We start from the raw sequence: 21,774 nt of genomic DNA, 5'->3' as shown, positions 1-21,774 counted from the left end.
TCGTATAAATCTCACGCCGCGAGTGTTTAAAAGCCCGCAAGAGCTTTAAAAATTTAAATTGGAAAGATTAAATGACATTTTTTTCGCCCGAGTTTGTCCTTGCTTTTTTAGCGTTTTTAATCGTTTATTGGACGCTCAAAAATCATATTTTTGCGCAAAAAATCCTGATTCTGCTGGCAAGCTACGGCTTTATGTGCTCCGTAAATCCGCGCTTTGCGCTGGTACTTGCGGCCTATAGTGCTTTCGTATATTTTGCAGGTGTGTGTATCGCGCGCGCTAATTACGTAGTCGCAAAAGCCATACCGCCCGCAAAGCAGTCTTCGCGCAAGAAAAAGCTATCGCGTAAAGCAGCAGCCAAGCAGATGAGCGCAACAAAACAAGCTGGCATAGCAAAGCAGGTGCAAAAAGCGGGGTTAGCGAAGCAGCTCCCACTACCCACTACGAAGGCACGCGCAGTGATGCTTGCGGCGGTTGCTGGCGGCTTATTTTTCCTCGCGTTTTTTAAATATTATGGCTACGTCAGGGAGTTTTTCAATGCCGTGCTTGCCGCGCTGCACCTAGGTGCCGTCGATAGCGTGGCGTTTCCGCTTGGAATTTCATACTACGTTTTTATGTCGATCACCTATTTCGTCTCAGTTTATAGGCGCGAATGCGGCGAGCAGGACTTTTTGAGCTTGGCGTGCTTTTTGGCGTTTTTTCCTAGCGTCGTGATGGGTCCTATCGGGCGCGCTAGCGCTGCCAAGGGCGTAGAGCCAGTACTGCCACAGTTTGATCGCTTCAAGCACTTTGGCAATGCCGATGAAATTTATGTGCTTATAATTTTTGCCTTAGTTAAGCTGCTGCTTATTAGCGGCTATTTGGGCGCGTATTATAGCGATGTGATTTCAGGCGTTTACGGCGACGAACCAGAGTCTTCCGCGGCGCAAATTCTAGCTGCACTGCTACTTTATGGCGTGGTGCTTTATACGAATTTTAGCGGCTTTATCGATATGGCGCGGGCGCTTGGGCTTGCGATGGGCTTTAAGCTGCCGCAGAATTTTAATATGCCCTATGCGGCTAAGAATTTAGGCGAGTTTTGGGATCGCTGGCATATCAGCTTATCCACGTTTATACGCGATTATATTTATATCCCACTTGGTGGCTCGCGCAATGGCTTTGCGCGCACCTGCGTAAATTTGCTAATCGCGTTTGCGCTATCAGGCATCTGGCACGGCGCGGGATTAAATTTTTTGATTTGGGGGCTTTTGCACGGAGTGGCGCTTGTGTTTTTAAAATGTCTTGCCAAAGTGGGCGTAAAGCCGCTAAATCCGCATTTGGCGCTATTTTGCACCTATGTTTTTGTAAGTTTCGCTTGGATTTTTTTCGCCAATTCCCTTCCAGATGCGGCGGCGATTTTGAGCGCTTTTACCCGCGCGCGAGTTTTCGGAGATATTAGCGAGCTAGCGGTGCTTGCGGTGATTTTAGCGGGGATTTTTGTTTATCCTAAAATTTCAGCTCTTAAAGATACTTTGATCGCGCTTTTTGCCGAGCTGCCGTTTTTACCTAAAGCTCTCGTGCTCGGCATGATCTTCACGCTGATTTTTGCGCTGATGCCAAGCGGAATTCCAAATTTCATCTACGCAGGATTTTAGATGCTTAGGTTTGTTTCGACTCTGCTTTTTGCGCTGCTTTTCTCAGCATTTTTTATGCAAGGCTCGCTGCTTTATTATTTGGAGCAGCGATTTCACGATGACTTTGGGCTAGAAGAATGGCTGCGCCACTCGCCGTTTCGCGTAGGCGGAGAGATCTACGAAAAGATTGCAAATGGCGCAGATAAGCTTGAGCAGCGTATCAAAGGCGAGGACATTAGCAAGGATGAGGACGCAAGTCCGCATAGCGGAAGCAAAAATTTTAAAAAACCTGCGCAAGATCGTATGGCGGAAAATCAAGCTTTGCAAAGTACGAGGGTGCGAGATCACGATACTTCGCAAAGCGTTAAGTCGCAAGGTAGCAAGCCGCAAGCCCATGCCGCGAAGAATTCCTCTTTAAATAATTCTACGCATCATTTAAAAACGCGCGATTCTGCGCAGGGGCCTTACGCACAAAATTCCATCCCTCAAAATTCTACTTCGCAAAATTCCGTGTCACAAAGCCTGGCTACAACAAGCTCTGTGCCGCGCAGCTCCGCTGAGTCGCAAAATACCGTCACAGCAAGCGCAACCTTACAAAGCGGCGAAAATTCCGATTCTCAGCTCCCTGTTCCGCAGGCCTTGGAGCAGAATTTAACGACGCAAAGCTCCGTGGAGGTTGATGCTAAAATTTCGCTTAGCGACGATGGCAAAATCCGCCTAAATGCAGGCGATGAGGTGCTTTTTATGGGCGATAGCCTGATGCAATACGTGGGGATGAACGCTAAGAAATTTTTCCCGAAGCGAAGCCTGAGGGTGATTGATCTTAGCAAGCAATCTACGGGGCTTGCGAGTAAGAAATCCTTTGACTGGCAAAAGACGCTCGATACCGCGCTTAGAGAGAATGGCGGCGTTAAGCTCGTAGTCGTGCTTCTAGGAGCTAACGATGTGTGGGAGTACCGCGCAGGGGGTAAAACTTATGGCATCAAAACGCCGCGCTGGCGGGAGTTTTACGCCTCAAGGGTGCGCGAGATATACGATACGGCGCACTCGCACGGCGCGGGAGTGCTGTGGCTAGCGATGCCGTGTATGCAAAAGCCGGATTTTGAGGAGAAAACGCAGCTGCTAAATCAAATATATGCCGACGCTAGTATGGCGCTTGGCGGGTATTTTATGCAAACAACCCCGCTGGTGTGCGAAAAAGGCGCCTATAAAACCTATCTGCAAAGCGGCTCCAAGCTCGTGCGCGTGCGCCAAGACGACGGCATTCATATGAGCAAAGAGGGTTGCGAAGCGGTAGCGAAAGAAATTTTATCAAGGATTGAAGTTGAGTAAGTTTATGGTCATTTTATTTGCCGCATTATTAGGTGGATGCGCGGCAAACGCAGGCGTCCGCGGCATAAATTCCGCAAACGCAAAAAGCTCTGCGGGCTTTGGAGTGAAATTTTTTGGCGATTCGCACTTAGGAAGCGACGCGCTGATAGATGCTTTCAGACATGGTTTTTTCGTGCAAAACAGCGTCGGCTTCGTGCCTGCAATGATGCCTAAATATCACAAAAGCGAAAATATAGAATTCAAGCAAAGCGGCTTTAATGTGATCTCATCCCGCACCGAGCAAGACCCCGATTTCCCACTATGCGGAGTGATCGCTACCGGCAAAAAGGGCGCTAATGTGCGACTGGAGCTAAAGCAGCTTAGCGGCGATTTTTACGTCGAAATTTTGCATAAATCGGATCAGGGCGGCGAGATTTTTCGCGTGCGCGATGCAAGTGGGCTAAGCGCGTATATTTCGCAAGAAGTGCCGCAGAAATGGGAGTATTCTAAGCTGCGACTTAGATTTCCGATCGAAATTCGATCGCTGCGTGACGGAGCAGAACTTGGAGGATATAAAATTTACCGCAAAAACGCGCGCTTCGCAGACTCTTGCGCGAGCAACGGCGCGTTTAGCAACCTCTACGAAAAATGGGGTGCAGATGCCTTTGGTAGGGATTTTTCGGGACTTAGATACGATCTCGTAGTCATTGCTTACGGCACAAACGATGCGATGGATCCGAAATTTGACGAGCAAAAATTTTATCAGAGCATCCGCGGACTTATCCGTAGCGTCCACTCCGCGAGCCCGGGCGTAAAAATCCTGCTCGTAGCGCCGCCGCGAAGCCCTAAAGTGCCAAACGCCTCACGCGCTGCGGAGGTGCTAGCGCATCTAGCGCGAGACGAAGGGGCGATGTTTTACGACATAGCCGGTCTTATGGACGAGGATGGTGGCTGGCGCGGCTGGCGCGAGCGCGGGCTGATCCGTCCTGACGAAATCCATTTGCAAAAAGAGGGCTATGAAAAAATCGGCGCAGCGCTGGCGATGAAATTGCGCGGCAGGCTTTAAAATTAATCTTTAAATTTATGCGGCTCGCCGTAAAATTTACAAAGTTCGTCGCTAAATTTAAAATTTAGCGGCAGTAAGCAAAGCTGCGCCTACTTGGATTTCGCCGCTTAGATCTGCGCCGCGAAATTTAAATCAGAAGCTGCGGCTTTAAATTTACGCGTCGATAGGCTTGATGCCTGTGCTTTTAAAATACGTCGCCTAAATTTACGCTTTTAATTTGGATTAAATTTATGTGGTTACGGCTAGGGGCGAAAGGTCTGTGCAGTGTGCGCTGCGTAAAATTTAGCGCTTAAAATTCCATTCGCACGGGCTGCGACAAAGCGCGGCGAGCTAAATTTAAGAAAGCAAAAAAAGGAGAGGCAGATGATATATCTTTGCGGCGATACGCACGGAATAAACGAGATCGGCAAAATAACAAACAAGGCCTTTGCGGGCGGGCTTAGTGCCGATGATTTCGTCATCGTGCTCGGAGATTTTGGGCTGTTTTGGAGCGAGCGGATAGATGAGTTCATGGCGCGCAAAAATATAGAAAGATATTTCCCCGCCACGCTTCTTTTCATAGACGGCAACCATGAAAATTTCGATATGTTGGATGAGCTGCCGCGCGAGCGGAAATTCGGCGGCACCGTGAGCGTGGGCGGCGAGAATATTTTTTGGCTGCGGCGCGGCGAAATTTACGAGATTGCGGGGCGACATTTTTTGTGCTTCGGCGGTGCGCTTAGCGTCGATAAGGCGCATCGGATACCGGGGCTTAGCTGGTGGGCGCGCGAGATTCCGAGCGAGGAGGAGTTTGCTTGCGCGATGCGAAATGCGCGCGATTTCATCGCTGCGGGCGGACGGATCGATGCGGTGCTGAGCCATACGGCGCCGTGGTTTGCGATGAAATTTTTAAAAGAATACCTTTGGTGCGGCAAAAGTACCCCCGATAAAACGTCTGAGTATTTAGAGAGGATCTTTGAGCTCGTAAGGCCTGAGCGGTGGTATTTCGGACACTTTCACGGCGATAAGAAATTCCATGCGCACGGCTGCGATTTTTATCTCTGCTACGATGAAATTTTAAAATTTGAAGACTAGCCTTGAGCCCGCAGCAGTGAAATTTAGGGCTTTGCAAACGGCGAAATTTCGCTCGTAAATTTTAAATACTGAGGCGCGCGAAATTGAGCCTTTATATTAAAATTTAAGCTAGTTTGGCTACAATGTGGCACTTTTTTAGAAAGGAATAAAGATGAAGGTTGTAATTACTTATTGTAATTCTTGATCTTATAGACCGCAAGCTCTCCGTGTGAGAGATGAAATAACAAGCGTCTATAAGGATGCAGTTGTCGAGTTGGCCCCTGGTGGCAGCGGAGACTTTCTAGTAGAAGTTGACGGCAGAAAGCTTTTCTTTAATAAAGATTTTGCTAAGCCTCGTTTCCCAAGTGAAGGTGAAATTTTAAATCTAATTAAAGTTGCAGCCTAGCTCAAAGCCCGAAAGTGGGTCGTAAGATTTGCTTTCGGGCGTTTTTATACTCAAATTTCATATCCGTAAATTTAATCATAAAACCATTCTGAATTTGCCAAATCAGCGCTGCGTAAAATTTAGACTAAATTATCCCACATTTCGGCAAATTCGAAAAGCCATTTTAATCAAAATTTACGCAACCGATGCGGTTTAAATTTATCATCCGGAGTTTATAAATTTTAAAAGAAAGAGGAATTTTTGCGAAATTAAAATTTCGCAAAAATATGAGGATTATTTGTTTGCTTTTTCAATATACTCGCCGCGGACGGTATCTACGCGGATGACCTCGCCTTCGAGCACGTGAAATGGGATCTGCACCACGGCGCCTGTTTCAAGCGTGGCGGGCTTTTTGTTACTGCCCTGCGTATCGCCGCGGAAATTCGGCGCGGTTTCTACGATCTTAAGCTCCACCACCTGCGGAACCTCGACGCCGATCGCCTTGCCGTTGTAAAACATAATGTCCACCATCATGCCGTCAAGCATCCATTTTTTCGCCTCGCCCACGTCCTCATCGCTGATCGCGATCTGTTCGTAACTATCGGTATCCATGAACTGACACGCCTCGCCGTCGTCGTAGAGATACTGCATCTGCTTGTCCTCGAGATTCGGCGCCTCGCATTTATCGCCCGCGTGGAAGGTCTTTTCAAGCACCTTGCCATCGATGAAAGATTTTATTTTAACGCGCACGAAAGCTGGCCCTTTGCCCGGTTTTACGTGCTGATATTCTATGATTTTAAACGGAATTCCGTCCACCTCGATTTTTAGACCTTTTTTTAGATCGCCCATTGAATAAGCCATAAATTTCTCCTTAAATTGATAGGGCGCGATTATAACAAATTTTATTTTAAATTGATATAATTGGCGAAATTTTAAGGGGAGGGAAGCTATGAAAAAAATCATCTACGTTTTGGCTGCGTGTGCGGCTTTTGTGCTTGGCGCGAATGCGAACGATGCGGAGTTCGTAAAAAACCTAAAGCAAAGTCTAAATGATAAAAACGCTCAGCTCATCTCGATCGACAAACTAAACTCGCTAAACGGGCTAAATTTGCTGATCGTCCGCTCGGGCGAGAAAAAAGAGGCGTTTTTGGCTAGCGACGACGGCAAAAGCCTAGTGGCAGTGACCGAGGAGCCCAAGCTCGCGGACGCGGCGGACGCGGCGCTGTTTAAGATGAGAACTCAAATTTTAAAGGACGCCAGGGATGCCGCCGCGCTTGAGCTACTAAAAAGCATAAATCCGGCGAGATTTGCCTATATCGAGTCGTTTGATAAAAACAATCCCTATATGACCTACATCGTGGGCGATCCGGAGTGTCCGTACTGCGCCGAGGAGATGAAAAGGATCACGAAGCACCTTCGCAATAGCAACGTAAAATTGATCTTTGCGCCGGTACACGGCAAGAGCGCGTTTATCAAATCGGCGCTGATTTTAAAGCAGCTGAAAGCCCTCTCGCCGAGCGATCAAAAAGGCGCGATCGACGTGATCGAGAAATACTACGACAAGGACGTGCAGGTAAGCGATACGGACGTCTCAAAAGCCGAGCTTGACGCCGTATATGCGGACACCAAGACGCTCTTTTCCAAAGGCGTGATCAAATCGGTGCCATATGTGATCAAAGTGAAAAAATAGTCTAAATTTGCGGAATTTAGGGCGCGGGGTTTGTGCGCGGACAGCGCGAGTTTGCTCGCGGTAGTGCAAGTCGCGCGCAGCACGGCCACCCGCGCGAGCTGAAATTTAACAAAATTCCGTCGCTTTAAAATTTCAAGCGGCGGAATTTCAGTTTTTAAATTTAAACTCTTAAGACTTTGTAATCAAATTTGAAAATATAAAATTTTGCTATCTAAGCCTAATAACACCGCCGTTTTCATTTAGAATTTTTGCAACTTCGGGCAATTTATATGTTTCCATGCAGAATTCGTCATTTTGGCTTGCGCCTTTTCGTATCTCCAAACTAGCGTTTTTGCCTGTATTGATTGTGGTTATAGTAAAGCAGCTGACATAGCTCGTCGTGCCTATGCTAATCGAGTTTGGAGCTATCTGCTCGACCGTCATGCTTGTTATCTTGTTTGGATTTTCATCGAATCTACCTTGCGATACGTAAAAATCAATATAGTCTTTTATCACGATTTGCAATTTTTTCGATAATGCCTCGTAGACCTCTTCTTTGCTCATTCTAAGGTCTTCCTTGAGAAACTTTATCTCCTTTCTTAAAAGCCTACATTTCGGGCTGATTGTATCATTTCTGCATTCCTCCAGTAGATAAGTCAGCCTATTTTTAGGCGCTGTAGAGTTTATCGGCAAACCCGTGACGGCTAGAAACAGAAAGCATTCCACGTCGAATTCCGTATTTCGCACCTCTTTGCGCTCGCACATAGCTTTTTGTTTTTCATCTTGCGCCTTTACCTCTTGCCTTGATGCCGCTTGCATCATACTTTTATAGAAGATTTTGAAATACGCCATCGCGGCTCGTTCGCAGTTGTCGTAAATCTCTGCCGATTCTTTGGATAGATCGGCTAGGGCGCACGCCTCGGAGACGCTTTTTGCTTTATCCGGATTGGCGGCATAAAAATCCTCCGTTTGAATATCCTCTATTTCTCCCCTATCGCATCCAGCCAAGCTTAAGCTCAAAAGCACGCCTAACGATGCTGCCAAGACCCTATTTTTCATGATAATTCCCTTATAATCATTGATTTTACGTCCGTATTCAAAGTAAAATTTTAAAATCCTCTAGCGAAAAGAGTAAAATTTTATCGCTTTTTAGGCTTCGCAACTCGCCGCTAAAGCCGCTTTTGGAAAACAGCGCGAGCAGATCGGGCGCGAGGCGCGCTTTTTCGCATTTGATCATGAGCTCGTTTAACACGTTTTTTGAAATTTTTCGCTCCTTGTATTTGCACTCGCCCGCGACGCAAAAATTCTCAAATTTCGCGTAGATATCGATCTCGACCTCTTTGTTCCAGAAGCTTGAAATTTGCGAAATCTCTAAATTTAAATACTTCGCGAGTAGCTCCTTGCTTAAAATTTCAAACCCGAGCCCCGCGTAGGCATTGAAATCCGCTTTGATTAGGCTTAGCACGCGCCCTATTTCGCCACGTCGCAGCGCGGGCAGGTTCGGCTCGATAAATCTAAACCAAAACCTCGCAAAGTTGCTGCTAAAATGGACTTTGTCGGTGATATGGTAGCGGCGCAGTGCGCGCGGGAGGCGGTCGTTTTTGCGCTCTTTTTGCGCCCTTTGCTCGCTTGATTTTTCGGTGATTAAAAACTTCGCGTTTATGAGATCTGCGGTGATTTTTTGTGCCGTAAACCGCGGCAAGATTTTTGAAATTCCTATTTTTTTGCGGTCGCTTCTAGCGAATTTCATCAGCGCCTTTTTGATCTGCTCTTCGTACTCGCCGCCGAATTTAAAGCGCTCGCCGAGACGTTCAAAGCAGAGCAAAATTTCATTTTCGATCGCTTCGAAAACGTCTGCGTAGCCGCTTATACAGCCGATCTCGTCAAATACAAAATGAAACTGCAAAATCGCGTCGATACCAGCATCGCCTAAATTTCGCGCAGTGTCTTTTAGCTCGTAAATTTCGCCCTCCTTGCGGGCGTAATTTTAGCGAGTTTGGATATAATTTGCAAAAATTTTGGAGTCGCGCTTTGGATTTTCAAACGATCAAAGAAAACATCATCTTAAAAGGGGGGGTCAAATACTTCGATTTCGCCGCCTCGGGCCTTGCGTATCGCCCTATAGAAGTAGAGATCGAGCGCGTGCTTGCAACATATGCCAACGTCCACTCCGCAGGCGGAGCGAGCGCCGAGATTACGAGCGATTACTACGAAAATGCAAGGGCCAAAATCAAAGAGCTTTTGGGCTGCGAGGAGCGCTACTATCTGATCTCGTGCGGATTTGGCGCGACCGCGGCGATAAAGAAGCTCTGGGAAATTCTAGGCATCTACCTGCCGCCAGCGACGCGAGATAGGCTCGGCTTGCGGCGCGAGAGCCTAAAGCAGCTGCCGCTTTTCATCATCTCGCCTTTTGAGCATCACTCAGTTGAAATTAGCCTAAGACAGGGGCTTTGCGAGGTCGTGCGCGTGCCACTGGACGGAAGCGGGCTGATGGATTTTTCGCGGCTGGGCGAAATTTTATCCGCAAACAAAGGACGCGAAATTTACGGTGTACTTACCGCGGCATCGAACGTGACGGGTCTTAAGCTAGATTACAAGCGCGCTTACTTGATGCTAAAAGCGTACGGCGGGCGGCTGTTCGTGGACGCTAGCGCGCTCATCGCGCACGAAAACGCAGATACCAGCTTTTGCGACGGAGTGTTTTTCGGCGCGCACAAGCTTTTGGGCGGCGTGGGTGCTAGCGGGATTTTGGCGGTGCGAAAGGAGCTTTTGCGCGGCGAGGAGCCGACGTTCGCAGGGGGTGGCACGATCAAATACGCGGATGCCCTGACGCAGCGCTTTATAATCGACAAGGAGCGCTTGGAAGAAGCGGGCACGCCTGGCATCATCGCGCTGGTGCGAACCTATCTTGCTCTAAAACTTCGCAAAAGTGTGGGGCTAGAGGCGATCAAGTCGCGCGAAGAGGCGATCTGCAGGCGCTTCATAAGCGAAATTTCAAAAATCCCCGAGATTGAAATTTACGGCAATCTGACCGCGCCGCGCGTGCCGATCTTTGCTTTTAATATGCAAGGGCTTGGCGCGGACGCGCTAGCCGGGGTGCTCGGGCAGAAATTTGAGATCCAAACCCGCGCAGGCTGCGACTGTGCAGCACCTTACGGCTTTGATCTGCTCGGCTTACAGCCCGATACCGAAATGTCGCGCAAACCCGCTTGGGTGCGGGCTAGCTTCTCGTTCATCCATGATGAAAGCGACGTGGATTTCTTGGCGGAGGCGCTAAGGCAGATCGCTAAAATTCGCGATAAAATCACCTTCGTAGCAGGCAAATACCGCTGCGGCAGCGTAAATTGAGCTCGCGAAATTTTATAGCAAGAGCTGCTTTTAAATTTTACGGCGCGGGATTTTGCGACATAAAATTTTGTCGGTGAAATTTCGCAGCTTGGAATTTTAAAGCGTAGAATTTTATGCGCGGCTCGGGCAGCAGATATTCCGTGCCGATTGGAACGCGGAATTCTTCGGCATAAATTTCGCGGCGCGGAATTTTGAAATTTTAAATTACGAGCTGAATTCTGGCGGTAAATTTTGTGCTGAGAAGTTTTGTGCCGTGAAATTTAAGCGGTAGAATTCCGTGCCGCGTGGATAAATTTTAACGCCGACAAATTTTAAAATTCCGAAATTTCAAAATTTCGCTATTTGAACGAGCTTCGCAAATTTTGTATTTCGTGAACGCATGGGAAATTCTGCGCCGCGGAATTTGAGCGATAAAATTTGAAATTCCGCAAAACCGAATTTTACTCGGCAGAATTTTACGGCAAGAAATTTTACCGCAGAGCTTTGCGGTAGCGTAGATTTGACGCAGACGCGCCCGTCCGAAAGCCAAATTAGGGCGCGAGTGCTTGCGATAAGAGCGCAAATTTTAAGAAGCAAAATTCTGCGCTGCTAAAAGGCGCAAAATTTCACCGAATTTACTCGCCAAATTCCTTTTGCAGCTTGTAAACCTTATCGTAATCGACCCCCTCGATGATGCGCGGGCGCGAGGCGTTAAAATCAGCATTGATCACCGAGCGAGCGGGTTCAAACTCGGGCAGCTCGGTCATCTCTAAAATTTCTGCGATCGCGTGGATGAGATCGTCGTTTAAAAACGGCCTGTCTTTGGCTGCGGCGATGCGCGCCCAAAGATCAGCGTTTTGCTCTTTAAATTTATCAGACGCCATGAAAATCAACGGAATTTCGAGCGTGAAGCGATTGATGCCGCCGTGGATCAGCTTGCCGCGGTATTGATAGAGGCTCTGGGCGTGGTCGCTGAAATAGACTATCAGCGTGTTATCGCTCGCAAAAATTTTATAAATTTCGTTTACTATAAAATCGTTGTAAGCCACGGTGTTTAGGTAGTGCGCGAGCTCTTTTTTCTGCCCCTCATCAAGCGGCTCGCGCGAGATATCCGCGGCGCTAAATTTAGCAAAGCTTTTCGGATAGCGAAACTCGTAGCTCGGGTGCGAGCCCATCAGATGAAGGATGAAAAATTTATCCTTTTTCTGCGTACCATTTACCTCTGCGGCGGAGCTTTCGTCCTTGCGCGCAAGAGGCGATCTTTTCGCTCCGGATTTGAAATTTTTTATACTCGGAAGCATAACTTCGTCGAGCGAGTAGGCGTATTTGTAAACCGGGATCTGATTCGTAAAGTCCGAGTGATCCGTCATCTGCGCGCTCGCGCCGCTTGCGACCGCCCACTGCCCGTAGCGCTCCTGGTTGCTGATCCAAAAGGTCTCGTAGTTTGCCAGCCGCGCGAGATTTACGATGTCGAGGTTGGCGCTCCACGGGCGCTGTTTTTCGCTCTCGTAATTTCCGAAATTTAGCACGTATTTTAATACGTCGTTGGTCTTAGCGCCCGGCGAGACAACATCGCTAAAGGCGATTAAATTTCCGCTTCGCTCAAGCGCTTGAAAGTTCGGCGTGGTGGGCAGATAGTAGCCGTATAGGCTCATGAAATTTCGCTGCAGGCTCTCTCCGATAATAAAAACGACGTTTGAGATGCGGTTTGGCGCGGTTTTATGCGAATGCGAGGCGTAAATGCTTTGGTACCCGGCTTGCAGCTCGCGCACGCTTTTAAAATCGGCGCCGAAATAATCCTTTGTAACGAAAGCAAAATTGTAAATCGGAATTTTATTTAGCGCGATTATGATGCTGGCGCGCATTTTCGAGCTTTTGGCTACGTAGCTTTTAAACGCCGCATGCGCGATAAAAACGAGCAAGCTAAGCAAAAAGGCTAGCTTTATCGCGCGGCACAGCTTCATTCGCACTCGCTCGCTCACTCTAAGCCTAAGAGCGGTGATGACGAAAATTAAAAGCGCCAAAAAAGCCGCGATAAGCTTGAAATTTAAAAACGCATGCGCGAACTCGAAGGCTTCCTTGGGTGTCGTTTGCACCAGCGCGTCCAGCGTGCCGTGCGAGTAGGTAAGCTCCAAGCTAAAGATCAAAAAAATCTGAGCGATCGCAAAGATTACGTTTATCGCCAGAAGCGCAAAGGCGAGAATTTTATATAGCCTGGCGCTGTAAAAGCTAAGCGCGTAAAGCGCGAAAAAAAGTATTGTCACGCCGCAGATCGCAGACGCCACGAAAAACAGTGCCTGCGCAGAGAGCAGCTCGCCGCCGCGTGCGATAAGAAGCAACCCGAGCGCTAAATTTAATACCAAAACTAGCGTGTATGCGTTTAGCACCGCGCCGCCGAATACCGATAGGAGGCTAAATCTGTCTTTTAAAAATGCGCCGATATTTTTTACGAGGCTCATGAAATTCCTTTGATGATTGCGTTTAAAGAACGAAGATGAAAAAGACGATGCCGATTAGAATTCTATAAATTCCAAACGGGATGAAATCAAACTTCGAAACGAAGCTTAGAAATAGCTTGATCGCCGCAAGCGCCACGACGAACGCTACTGCGCCGCCTATGAGAAAGGTCGTGATATTGTCAGAGTTTTGCGCGAAGGTGTCTAAATTTTTATAGGTGTCGTAAAAAGTCGCCGCAAACATCGTAGGGATCGCGAGTAGGAAGCTAAAGCGCGCGGCTAGGTTTCTGCTTAGCCCGCACAAAAGCCCTGCGATGATGGTAGCGCCGCTGCGCGAAGTGCCCGGCACCATCGCAAAACATTGCGAAAGCCCGATGATGAAGGCCTGAACGTATGAAATTTGATCCAGATGCTCCAGCTCGTCCTCTCTCGGGCGCGCCTTGCGAAAGAGCTCGACTGCGATAAAAATAATGCCCCAACCGATCAGCGCGTAGGCGACGGTCTGCGGCGCGAATAGCGATTTGATGCTTTTATATAGTAAAAATCCTATCGCTGCGGTAGGGATGAAACCCACGATAAGTTTGCACCAGAGCTTGAAATCAACTAAAAGCCGCTTGTAAAACATCGCGACGACCGCTAAGATCGAGCCTAGCTGGATAACGACCTCGAAGCATTTAAGCGTGTCGGTCTGCTGCAAGCCCATCAGTTTTGCGGCTAGGATCATATGCCCGGTTGAGCTTACGGGCAGAAATTCCGTCAGCCCTTCGACGATGCCTAAAATCACGGCGTCAAATATATTCATCCATTTTTTCCTTTAAATTTGCTAAATTCTGCGTAATCGAAGCGGGTCTGTAGATCGCCTCTACCATTGCGATATAATCGGGCTTGAGGGCTAAAATTTCATTTAAATTTTCTAGGCTTATACCGCCGATTACGGCGATTGGGAGGTTTAAAGATTTTCGCGCCTCTTGCACGAGCGCATCGGGGCAAAGCGGCGCATCAGGCTTTGTCTTGCCGCGCCTGAGCGAGCCGAAGGCTACGTAGCTAGCGCCCTGCGACTCGGCCTTTTGCGCGCTAGCAAGATCAGCATAGCAGCTAACGCCGATGATCTTATCCGCGCCTAAAAACTCGCGCACCTGCGCTGTCTCGCCATCGTCCTTTCCGATATGCACGCCGTGCGCGCCTAGCTTTTTGGCGAGCGCCGCATCGTCGTTGATAATGAGTTTGGCGCCGTAATCCTCGCAAAGGCTGATGAGAGAGCGGATTAAAGCTTTATCCCTCACGGCGAGCTTACTGCGATACTGCACGAGCTTTACGCCGCAGCGCAAAATTTCATCTATCTGCGAAAAGATAGTTTGCGGCGGCGTTAAAGTATCGTCGCTAAGCGCGTAAATTTCACTCATCTATCTTTTTCGGCATCGGCACGCCGTTTAGGATGCAGTTGGTAACATCCCAAAATTTTGCGCTATACATTCCGCGCTTAGCCTCTTTGGCTTCCTCGGCGGCTTTTAAAAGAAGTTCGCTATCGTCGGTTATTGGCACGGCAAATCCCGCCGCTACCAGGTCTAATCGCAGATTACTTTTAGGATCGCTTACGTCGCAAATATAGGCATCGTTGCCGCGATTGATTAAATTTACGTAGTAGCGCTTGCCTGGTTTTATCACGGACTCGAGAGCCTTTTTATATTCTTTATCGAATTTCCTTAACTCTTTGGCGTCCGTTATGCACCTTGAAGCGCCGGCGGCGATTATGTTTAAATTTTTTAAGTCGCAGGGAAAGAAGCGATCTTTTTGAGCTTTTCTAAAGGTAAAAACAAAGGTTCTGCCATCATCGCCAAGACCTGCAAACGCGGCGATGCCGTATCTATCTTTTTGCTCCGCAAAGCTCTGTGTGCAGAGCAAAATGGCAAGTGCTAAAAATATCTTTTTCATAGGATTCCTCTTAGGCGGCGCAAATTCCTATTGCAGAATTTGCGCCTAAATTTTGCGGATTATTTTAAATTATACTTTTCCAAAAGCTTTTCGTAGCTTCCGTCCTTTTTCATCTCCTCAAGCGCTGCGTTAAACTTAGCTAGCAGCTCGGGATACTTGCCCTTATCAAATGCGATCGAAAAGCCCTCACTGCCGTCGGATTCTTTAAAAAATGCGGTTAGATCGTCGTTTTTCTTAAGATATTCGTAGCCTACGGACGAATCCACGCAAAGCGCATCGATCTTTTTGTTTTTCAGCGACATGACGGCTACAAAAACGTTCTCCGTAGCGCTAACTTCGGCACCTTTGATATCTCTGATCGCAAGCTCTTGAATGGTGCCTAGCTGCGCGGCAAGGCGCTTACCCTGCAAGTCGGCTTTTGAATTTAACGAGCTATCATCCTTGCGTTTGACGTATAAATTTTCGACCTTGTAGTAAGGATTGGTGAAATCGATCGCCTTTTTGCGAGCCGGCGTCGCGCTCATTCCCGAGGCGATCATATCGATTTTACCGCTTTTAATCGCAGGGATCAGCCCGTCAAAGCTCATATTTAAAATTTCATATTTTACCCCCGCGCGCTTGGCAAGCTCGGCTACCAAATCCATATCAAAGCCGGTGACTTTGGAGTTTTCATCCACAAACTCAAACGGCGGATACTCGGCGTTCGTGCCTACGATAAGCGTATCTTTGGTGATGTCTTTAGCGACTAGCGAACCGCAAAACAACGCGCTCGCAACTAGAAATCTCATAAATTTTTTCATTTCCCTCTCCTTTAGTGGTTTAAAATTTTATTTAAAAATTCTTTCAATCTCGGATTTTGCGGATTTTCAAATACGTTTTTAGGCGTATCGTCCACAGTGATCTTGCCGCCCTCCATAAAAAAAATCCTATTCGCGACATTGCGTGCAAAGCCCATCTCGTGCGTTACCACAAGCATCGTAATGCCCTCTTTGGCGACCTCTTTCATTATACCTAACACCTCGCCGATCATCTCAGGATCTAGTGCCGAAGTGGGCTCATCGAATAAAATCACGTCCGGATTTACTGCCAAACTTCTAGCGATCGCGATGCGTTGCTTTTGCCCGCCGCTAAGCTTGTGCGGATAAGTATAGGCCTTATCACTAAGACCGACCTTTTGCAGCAGCTCCTCCGCTTTTGCTAAGGCTTGTTCTTTAGTATAGATACCCGCTTTTATGGGCGCTAGAGTTAAATTTTCCAGCACGTTTTTATTTGCAAAGAGGTTGAAATGCTGAAACACCATACTAACTTTGCGGCGAATTTTATTAATATCGGTGTGCTTATCGGTAATATCCTCGCCGTCTATTTTAATAGTGCCGCCGCTTGGAATTTCAAGCAAATTTAAGCAACGCAAAAAGGTCGATTTACCACCGCCGCTTGGACCGATGATTGCTACGATATCGCCTTTATTTATGGTCTTTGAAATTCCTTTTAGCACCGATAAATTGCCGTAGGATTTGGTTAAATTTGATATTTCAATCATTGCGGTTTAACCTACTTTCTAGCATTTTTACTAAAAACGAGAAAAATTTCACGCTTGCATAGTAAAGCACTGCGGCAAAAAGTATCGGCTGGACGGTATAAAGCGCAGCCTGCATGCTTTTTGAAAAAAACGTAAGATCGGTGATTGCTACGAGGCCTACGACCGAGGTCTCTTTAAATAGGCTAATAAACTCATTTGCAAGCGCAGGCAGGATGTTTTTTATTGCCTGCGGAAAGACGATCTCTTTCATCGCTGTGCCGTAGCCTAGACCCATCGCACGCGCTGCTTCCATCTGGCCGCGATCGACGCTGTTTATGCCGCTGCGTACGATCTCCGCGACGTAGGCTGAGCTATTAAGCCCCAGCGCAAAGATCGCAGCTGCGATATTATTGCTCCACGTAGCAAAGATAATAAACACGAACACCATCAGCTGGATAACGATCGGAGTTCCGCGGATGATGTCTACGTATTCGTCGATAATGAAGCTTAGAAATTTATTGTTCAGAAATTTTAAAAATGCCAGCATAAATCCTAACGCGATACCGATCACGATGCCGCCGGAGGTCAAAATAAGAGTGATGCCGTAGCTTTTGGCGTATGAAATTTTTTGCGCTTCGCTCAGTTCGGGATAGGTGAAATAAAGCCCCACGGCGATTACAGTCAAAACAAATACGACCTTTAAAATTTTCTCGTTCAACCAAGGCGCCTTTTTCTTAAAATTTAAACGGTAAGAATACTAAAATTTCGTTAAAATCTGGCTAAATTCCGAAAGTAAAATTTTATTTGAAATAGAGTAAAATTAGCTTTTTTAAAAGGAGGCAACGATGGGCTTTTGGACCTATTGCGCAATCGCGATATATTTCGGCGCGCTTATTTTTATAGGTAGGTATTATTATGACAAGAATGCGAGCTTAAGCGAGTATCTGCTCGATAATCGCCGCCTGGGCCCATTTGTAACGGCGCTTAGCGCTGGCGCTAGCGATATGAGCGGCTGGATGCTTTTGGGGGTGCCGGGCGCGATGTTCGCAACGGGGATTTGCAATATCTGGATAGCTCTAGGACTTTGCGTGGGCGCGTGGTGCAATTATAAATTTCTTGCAAAAAGGCTTAGAATTTACACCGAGGTAGCAAGCGACAGCGTCACGATCCCAGATTTTTTAGAAAACCGCTTTAAAGACCGCACCAAGACGCTTCGCATCATCTCCGGGCTTTTGATCATCATATTTTTTACGCTCTATGTTAGCAGCGGCATCATCGCGGGTGGCAAGACATTTGAGAGCTTTTTCGGGCTAAGCTTTACATACGGCGCGGTCGCTACGATCTTAATTGTCGTGTTTTATACCTTTTTCGGCGGATTTAAGGCCGTCGCGATCACCGACGCGTTTCAGGGCGCGCTGATGTTTGCGGTGCTTATTTTGATCCCTCTGTTTTCTTACCGTGCGCTGCAGATCCCTGCGGATAGCTCCTTTTTGACGCAGGTGCGGCTATACGGCGCGAGCCACCTTGATCTATTTTACAATCAAAGCTTCTTGGGCGTTTTGGGCCTACTTGCTTGGGGGCTCGGATACTTCGGTCAGCCGCATATCATCGTGCGCTTTATGGCGATTAGAAGCTCGCGCGAGCTTGATAGCGCGCGCCGCATCGGAATTTCGTGGATGGTGCTAGGTCTTGCGGGCGCGATGCTTAGCGGCTTGATCGGCTTTGTCTATTTTTCGCAAAAGGGCCTTAGTATAGACGATCCCGAAAAAATTTTCCTAGAGCTCGGCAAAATTTTCTTTCATCCATTTATCTTAGGCGTCATAATCTCTGCGGTTCTGGCGGCGATTATGAGCACCATCTCAAGCCAGCTTTTAGTAAGCGCTAGCGCGGTTACGAAGGATTTTATCTTTGCGTTTTATAAAAAAGAGGTGAGCGAGCGCACGCAGACGCTAAGCAGCCGTATCGCCGTCGTGATCATCGCCGCAGTCGCCGCGATCTTGGCGTTCGGCTCAAACGATACGGTGCTAAACGTCGTGGGTAACGCTTGGGCGGGATTTGGCGCGAGCTTTGGAGCGGTGCTGCTTTTCAGCCTGTATTCTAAAAAGATGAGCGCGCTCTCGGCTCTAGTGGGTATGCTAGTAGGCGGTATTACGGTCATTTGCTGGATATTATCGGGGCTTTCGGCCCTCGTTTACGAGCTGCTGCCGGGCTTTTGCTTTTCGGCGCTTGCGATACTGCTCGTAAATCGCTACAACTCCGTGCTCGATAAGATGGCGGATGAGCCCAATGCTGCGCAAATTTCGCAGGAATTTGAAAAGATGAAGGAGCAGAGTTTAAGGGGCAAAGATGGCTAACGTAAAGTGCCCGCACTGCGGCTCGCAGATCGATATAGACAATGTTATGGAGCATGAAATACGCGCTCGTTTAGAGATGGATTATAAGCGCAAAAAAGAAGAATTTGAGAAGCAAAAGTTAGTCGATCGGCAAGCATTTGAAACCGAGTTAAACGAAAAGCGCTTAGCATATATTAAGGCGGACAATGCCTTGAAAGCACGCGAAAATGCCGTTAATGAGAAAATACAAGCGGGTATAAATTTGGGTATTAGTGCAGAGCGCGAAAAATTAGTTAAAGAAAGCAAAGAGTGGGCTGCGAGAGAAAATCAAGCGACGATAAAAGCTTTAAACGAAGAGCTTGATAAAAAATCTAAACAGGTGAGTGAGTTAAATTTAATTAAGGCAGAGTTAGATAAAGAAAAGCGTGCGAAATTAGAACTTGAGACTGAGTATAAAGCAAAAACAGAGCTTGAAATTTCAAATAGAATAAAAGAAATTTTGGAAGAAAATCAGCTTAAGATTCGCGATAAAGATGAGCAGATTAAGATGATTATAGAACAATCTTCTCAAAAATTATTGGAAGAGAAACAGCAGATCGAGAGCGAAAACGCGGCGAAATTTGAAATTTTACAAAAGGAGCTGCAAGAAAAATCGCAAAGAATTTCCGAGTTAAATTTAATAAAGGCCGAGATGGAGGCGCAAAAGCGTAAATTTAGCGAGCTTGAGGCCGAGAATAAAGCTAAATCCGAGATCGAGCTAACCAACCGCGTAAACCAAGAGCGCGAGCGGCTTTCGAAGCAAATTTCGCAGGAAAACGAGCTGAAATTCCGCCAAAAGGATGAGCAGATCCAAAGCCTAATCGGCCAAATAAACGAGCTCAAGCGCCGCTCGGAAGTGGGCTCGCAGCAGCTTCAGGGCGAGGTGCAGGAGCTTGCGCTGCAAGAGTATCTGCGGCTAAGCTTTCCTTTGGACGAGATAGATGAGGTCAAAAAGGGCGCGCGCGGCGCAGACTGCGTGCAGATGGTGCATACGAGGGAGTTTGCTGGCTGTGGTAAAATTTTATACGAGAGCAAGCGCACGAAAAGCTTCGAGCCCAAATGGATCGACAAACTCAAAGACGATATGATAGGCGAGGGCGCGCAGATCGGCGTTATCGTCACCGAGCAGATGCCGCCTCACAGCCCTAGGCTGCACCAAGCGTCGAGCGATGCTAGCATCTGGATCTGTTCGTTTGAGGAATTTAAGGGACTTTGCGCCGTCTTGCGCGAACACGTCGTGGCGCTTGCGTTTGCCAAAAGATCGGGTCAAAATCAAGATAGCAAAACGGCGATGCTCTACGACTATCTGACCTCGCCCGAGTTTGCAAACCAGATAAAAACGATCGTATCGGCATTCGTCGGCATGCAGGAGAGCCTAAATAAGGAGCGCAACGCGATGGAGCGCATCTGGAAACAGCGTGAAAAACAGATAGCGCGTGCGCGAGACGGAGCGATCGCGATGCACGCAAGCATTAGAAGCATCGCCGGAAGCGGCGTAGCGCAGCTAGAGGATGTCGATGAAATTTTAAGTCTCGAGGCGATTGCGACGAAGAGCGAAGCGAGCGCGCTCCAAGACCAAGACGGTGGCGAGACGCCATAGCGGCATGCGGACAGATCGCGGCTATGGCGAGAGCACGAGGCGTGCTCGCAGCGCGGGGAGCTTGTATCGTGAGGCTGAAATTTTGTAAAGTAACGCGATATTTGTCCGGCGGACAAGCGGTGCTAGAATTTCAAGAAGTAATTGTCGTATGCTTTTGGGTTTGCGAGGTTGGAATTTTGCTTGCGAACTTTTATCTTGGCAGAAATACGCCTCACTGTGTAGCGCGGGAATTTCACGTGTAAAATTTTAAATTCATAATTAAGGAAGCGCTTCACGTCGAAAAAATTTGATTTGGAATTTCTGTTTTGTGTCCTTATCGGGAAGATTTTGTGCTAAAAGCCATAGCAAAATTTTAAGAATTCGCTTCGCCGTACCGTAAAAATTTTAAAATTTTGATCCGCAAATTTAATTAAATTTATGAAATTTTTTAAATTTCTGCGTCGAAATTTTAGAATTTCTAATATTTTTTTAAAATAAATTTAAATTTTTTAAACACCCTTGCCGCAGTCATTTGCGTACTAAAATTTTATCGATGAAAAGCGTTTGTTGCCAATCGTTAAACCCCATCCCTTATCATTTCGCAGTTGTTTTGCGCATGGGAAATTTTGCGCGTACAAGACTCGTTTTGTGCGACATAGCGTGCAGGTCGCATCAAATACGCCGCAAAAGCAATGGTAGGCTGTGCAACGTCTGTAACGGGCGGATCGCTTGATTTGCATAAATTTATAAAGAGGTAAAATATGCGTATTTTAGGCAACATTATTTGGTTTTTTCTGGGCGGTTGGATCTTGGCTATTTTAACTTATTTGTCGGGTTCAATCCTTAACCGTTTTAGTCGGACCGCTCCTGCGGGATTAGGTCTTATAGAATACGGCAAATTTCTGTTTTTGCCCTTCACCAACGACATGGCGTGCAAAAATAAAAGCTCGCTTGCCGTCGCCGCAAAGTCGCTACAAAACTGTGAATATGACGTAACGCCCCAAAAAGTATCCGTAGCGATGATGGTAGCTACGGTTTGTATCGTAGCGATTGCCTTGCCTGCAGTAGCGATTGCGGAACCGGGGCTGACTACTAGAGATGATGCGGAGATCTCTAAGTTGGCAACAAATTTAATTACCGTTAAATACGATCTGGACGCCTACTATATCTCTCAAGGCAAATTCGCATCCGATTTTTCGGTTATGACGAATGTTCCGCTAGAGTCCAACGGAGCGAATTCCGCATATCTTAAAAGCACAAAGGGAGATAAATGCTTCCTAATCAGCGTGGACGGCGAAAATAAAACGATCACCATCGCAAAAGGTCCCGATGCCGAAAATAATATCTGCCGGGGAGCGTATGGATTACCGGGCGTCCCTAAAATGCTATCGGAGCCTATTCAAGTAAAAAGCTATTAATTTACGCGATTTGCGAGCAGATTAGATTTATTGCGGCGGATTTAAGAGCTGGAATTTATATAAATTTTGTCTTAAAT

Annotated in this window: 20 protein-coding genes; 10 read left to right on the top strand and 10 right to left on the bottom strand. The window is 47.3% G+C overall.

The window, feature by feature from the left end; translation table 11 throughout:
* Nucleotides 1–71 precede the first annotated feature (71 nt).
* The 5 genes from Q0369_RS01130 (at nucleotide 72) to Q0369_RS01110 (ending at nucleotide 5,446) form a co-directional block, all read left to right on the top strand.
* Nucleotides 72–1,631, top strand: a complete 1,560-nt coding sequence (locus Q0369_RS01130) for an MBOAT family O-acyltransferase (protein ID WP_298094832.1) — start codon at nucleotides 72–74, stop codon at nucleotides 1,629–1,631.
* On the top strand, nucleotides 1,632–2,942 hold the full coding sequence (locus Q0369_RS01125) for a DUF459 domain-containing protein (RefSeq protein WP_298094830.1): 1,311 nt from the start codon (nucleotides 1,632–1,634) through the stop codon (nucleotides 2,940–2,942). It begins immediately after the preceding gene.
* Complete coding sequence (locus Q0369_RS01120; RefSeq protein WP_298094827.1) at nucleotides 2,935–3,987, top strand: GDSL-type esterase/lipase family protein; 1,053 nt, start codon at nucleotides 2,935–2,937, stop codon at nucleotides 3,985–3,987. The genes Q0369_RS01125 and Q0369_RS01120 overlap by 8 nt, the downstream gene beginning before the upstream one ends.
* Nucleotides 3,988–4,350: 363 nt before the next feature.
* Entirely contained in the window at nucleotides 4,351–5,061 is a 711-nt protein-coding gene (locus Q0369_RS01115) for a metallophosphoesterase (RefSeq protein WP_298094822.1), read from the top strand.
* A gap of 151 nt (nucleotides 5,062–5,212) precedes the next feature.
* The gene (locus Q0369_RS01110; protein ID WP_295098848.1) at nucleotides 5,213–5,446 is read left to right on the top strand and encodes a SelT/SelW/SelH family (seleno)protein; all 234 of its coding nucleotides are present in this window, start codon (nucleotides 5,213–5,215) and stop codon (nucleotides 5,444–5,446) included.
* 273 nt (nucleotides 5,447–5,719) lie between these two features.
* Here Q0369_RS01110 and efp read toward each other — a convergent pair whose 3' ends face one another.
* Entirely contained in the window at nucleotides 5,720–6,286 is a 567-nt protein-coding gene (gene efp / locus Q0369_RS01105; RefSeq protein WP_298094814.1) for an elongation factor P, read from the bottom strand.
* A gap of 88 nt (nucleotides 6,287–6,374) precedes the next feature.
* Between efp and Q0369_RS01100 the strand changes: the two genes are divergently transcribed.
* Nucleotides 6,375–7,115 (top strand): hypothetical protein, encoded by a 741-nt coding sequence (locus tag Q0369_RS01100; protein WP_298094809.1) that lies wholly within the window; start codon nucleotides 6,375–6,377, stop codon nucleotides 7,113–7,115.
* Nucleotides 7,116–7,322: 207 nt separating this feature from the next.
* Here Q0369_RS01100 and Q0369_RS01095 read toward each other — a convergent pair whose 3' ends face one another.
* Nucleotides 7,323–8,153, bottom strand: coding sequence for a hypothetical protein (locus Q0369_RS01095; protein WP_297962084.1), 831 nt, complete (start codon nucleotides 8,151–8,153; stop codon nucleotides 7,323–7,325).
* Nucleotides 8,154–8,190: 37 nt separating this feature from the next.
* On the bottom strand, nucleotides 8,191–9,000 hold the full coding sequence (locus Q0369_RS01090) for a DUF234 domain-containing protein (RefSeq protein ID WP_298094806.1): 810 nt from the start codon (nucleotides 8,998–9,000) through the stop codon (nucleotides 8,191–8,193).
* Between the two features lie 101 nt (nucleotides 9,001–9,101).
* Between Q0369_RS01090 and Q0369_RS01085 the strand changes: the two genes are divergently transcribed.
* Nucleotides 9,102–10,442 (top strand): aminotransferase class V-fold PLP-dependent enzyme, encoded by a 1,341-nt coding sequence (locus tag Q0369_RS01085; RefSeq protein ID WP_298094803.1) that lies wholly within the window; start codon nucleotides 9,102–9,104, stop codon nucleotides 10,440–10,442.
* Nucleotides 10,443–11,056: 614 nt separating this feature from the next.
* On the opposite strand, the gene Q0369_RS01080 is transcribed toward Q0369_RS01085, so the two are convergent.
* From Q0369_RS01080 to Q0369_RS01050, 7 genes are read right to left on the bottom strand one after another with little or no spacing between them, the layout of a single operon-like run.
* Entirely contained in the window at nucleotides 11,057–12,880 is a 1,824-nt protein-coding gene (locus Q0369_RS01080; RefSeq protein WP_298094800.1) for a sulfatase-like hydrolase/transferase, read from the bottom strand.
* A 22-nt stretch (nucleotides 12,881–12,902) separates the two neighbouring features.
* Nucleotides 12,903–13,679 carry an undecaprenyl-diphosphate phosphatase gene (locus Q0369_RS01075; protein ID WP_298040803.1) on the bottom strand — a complete coding sequence of 259 codons (777 nt, stop codon included), beginning with the start codon at nucleotides 13,677–13,679 and terminating at the stop codon, nucleotides 12,903–12,905.
* A complete protein-coding gene (gene thiE, locus Q0369_RS01070) occupies nucleotides 13,666–14,280 on the bottom strand; it encodes a thiamine phosphate synthase (RefSeq protein WP_298094797.1) in 615 nt (204 codons plus the stop codon). The genes Q0369_RS01075 and thiE overlap by 14 nt, the downstream gene beginning before the upstream one ends.
* Nucleotides 14,273–14,809 (bottom strand): hypothetical protein, encoded by a 537-nt coding sequence (locus tag Q0369_RS01065; protein ID WP_298094794.1) that lies wholly within the window; start codon nucleotides 14,807–14,809, stop codon nucleotides 14,273–14,275. Before Q0369_RS01065 ends, thiE begins: the two co-directional genes overlap by 8 nt.
* 59 nt (nucleotides 14,810–14,868) lie before the next feature.
* Complete coding sequence (locus tag Q0369_RS01060; RefSeq protein ID WP_298094788.1) at nucleotides 14,869–15,609, bottom strand: basic amino acid ABC transporter substrate-binding protein; 741 nt, start codon at nucleotides 15,607–15,609, stop codon at nucleotides 14,869–14,871.
* An 11-nt stretch (nucleotides 15,610–15,620) separates the two neighbouring features.
* The gene (locus tag Q0369_RS01055) at nucleotides 15,621–16,349 is read right to left on the bottom strand and encodes an amino acid ABC transporter ATP-binding protein (protein WP_298094785.1); all 729 of its coding nucleotides are present in this window, start codon (nucleotides 16,347–16,349) and stop codon (nucleotides 15,621–15,623) included.
* Nucleotides 16,342–17,004, bottom strand: coding sequence for an amino acid ABC transporter permease (locus Q0369_RS01050; protein WP_291940149.1), 663 nt, complete (start codon nucleotides 17,002–17,004; stop codon nucleotides 16,342–16,344). Before Q0369_RS01050 ends, Q0369_RS01055 begins: the two co-directional genes overlap by 8 nt.
* Before the next feature lie 169 nt (nucleotides 17,005–17,173).
* Here Q0369_RS01050 and putP point away from each other — a divergent pair, with 169 nt between their 5' ends.
* From putP to Q0369_RS01035, 3 genes are all read left to right on the top strand, one after another.
* Complete coding sequence (putP, locus tag Q0369_RS01045) at nucleotides 17,174–18,682, top strand: sodium/proline symporter PutP (RefSeq protein WP_298094782.1); 1,509 nt, start codon at nucleotides 17,174–17,176, stop codon at nucleotides 18,680–18,682.
* A complete protein-coding gene (locus Q0369_RS01040) occupies nucleotides 18,675–20,300 on the top strand; it encodes a DUF2130 domain-containing protein (RefSeq protein ID WP_298094779.1) in 1,626 nt (541 codons plus the stop codon). The genes putP and Q0369_RS01040 overlap by 8 nt, the downstream gene beginning before the upstream one ends.
* 740 nt (nucleotides 20,301–21,040) lie before the next feature.
* Nucleotides 21,041–21,697: a YccF domain-containing protein gene (locus Q0369_RS01035; protein WP_298094776.1), complete on the top strand. Its 657-nt coding sequence runs from the start codon at nucleotides 21,041–21,043 to the stop codon at nucleotides 21,695–21,697.
* Nucleotides 21,698–21,774: the final 77 nt, after the last annotated feature.

The organism is uncultured Campylobacter sp., from assembly GCF_938030685.1.
In the GTDB taxonomy this organism is placed as follows: domain Bacteria; phylum Campylobacterota; class Campylobacteria; order Campylobacterales; family Campylobacteraceae; genus Campylobacter_B.
The sequence above is the reverse complement of the archived record's forward strand: the minus strand, read 5'-3'. Positions and strand labels throughout refer to the sequence as shown.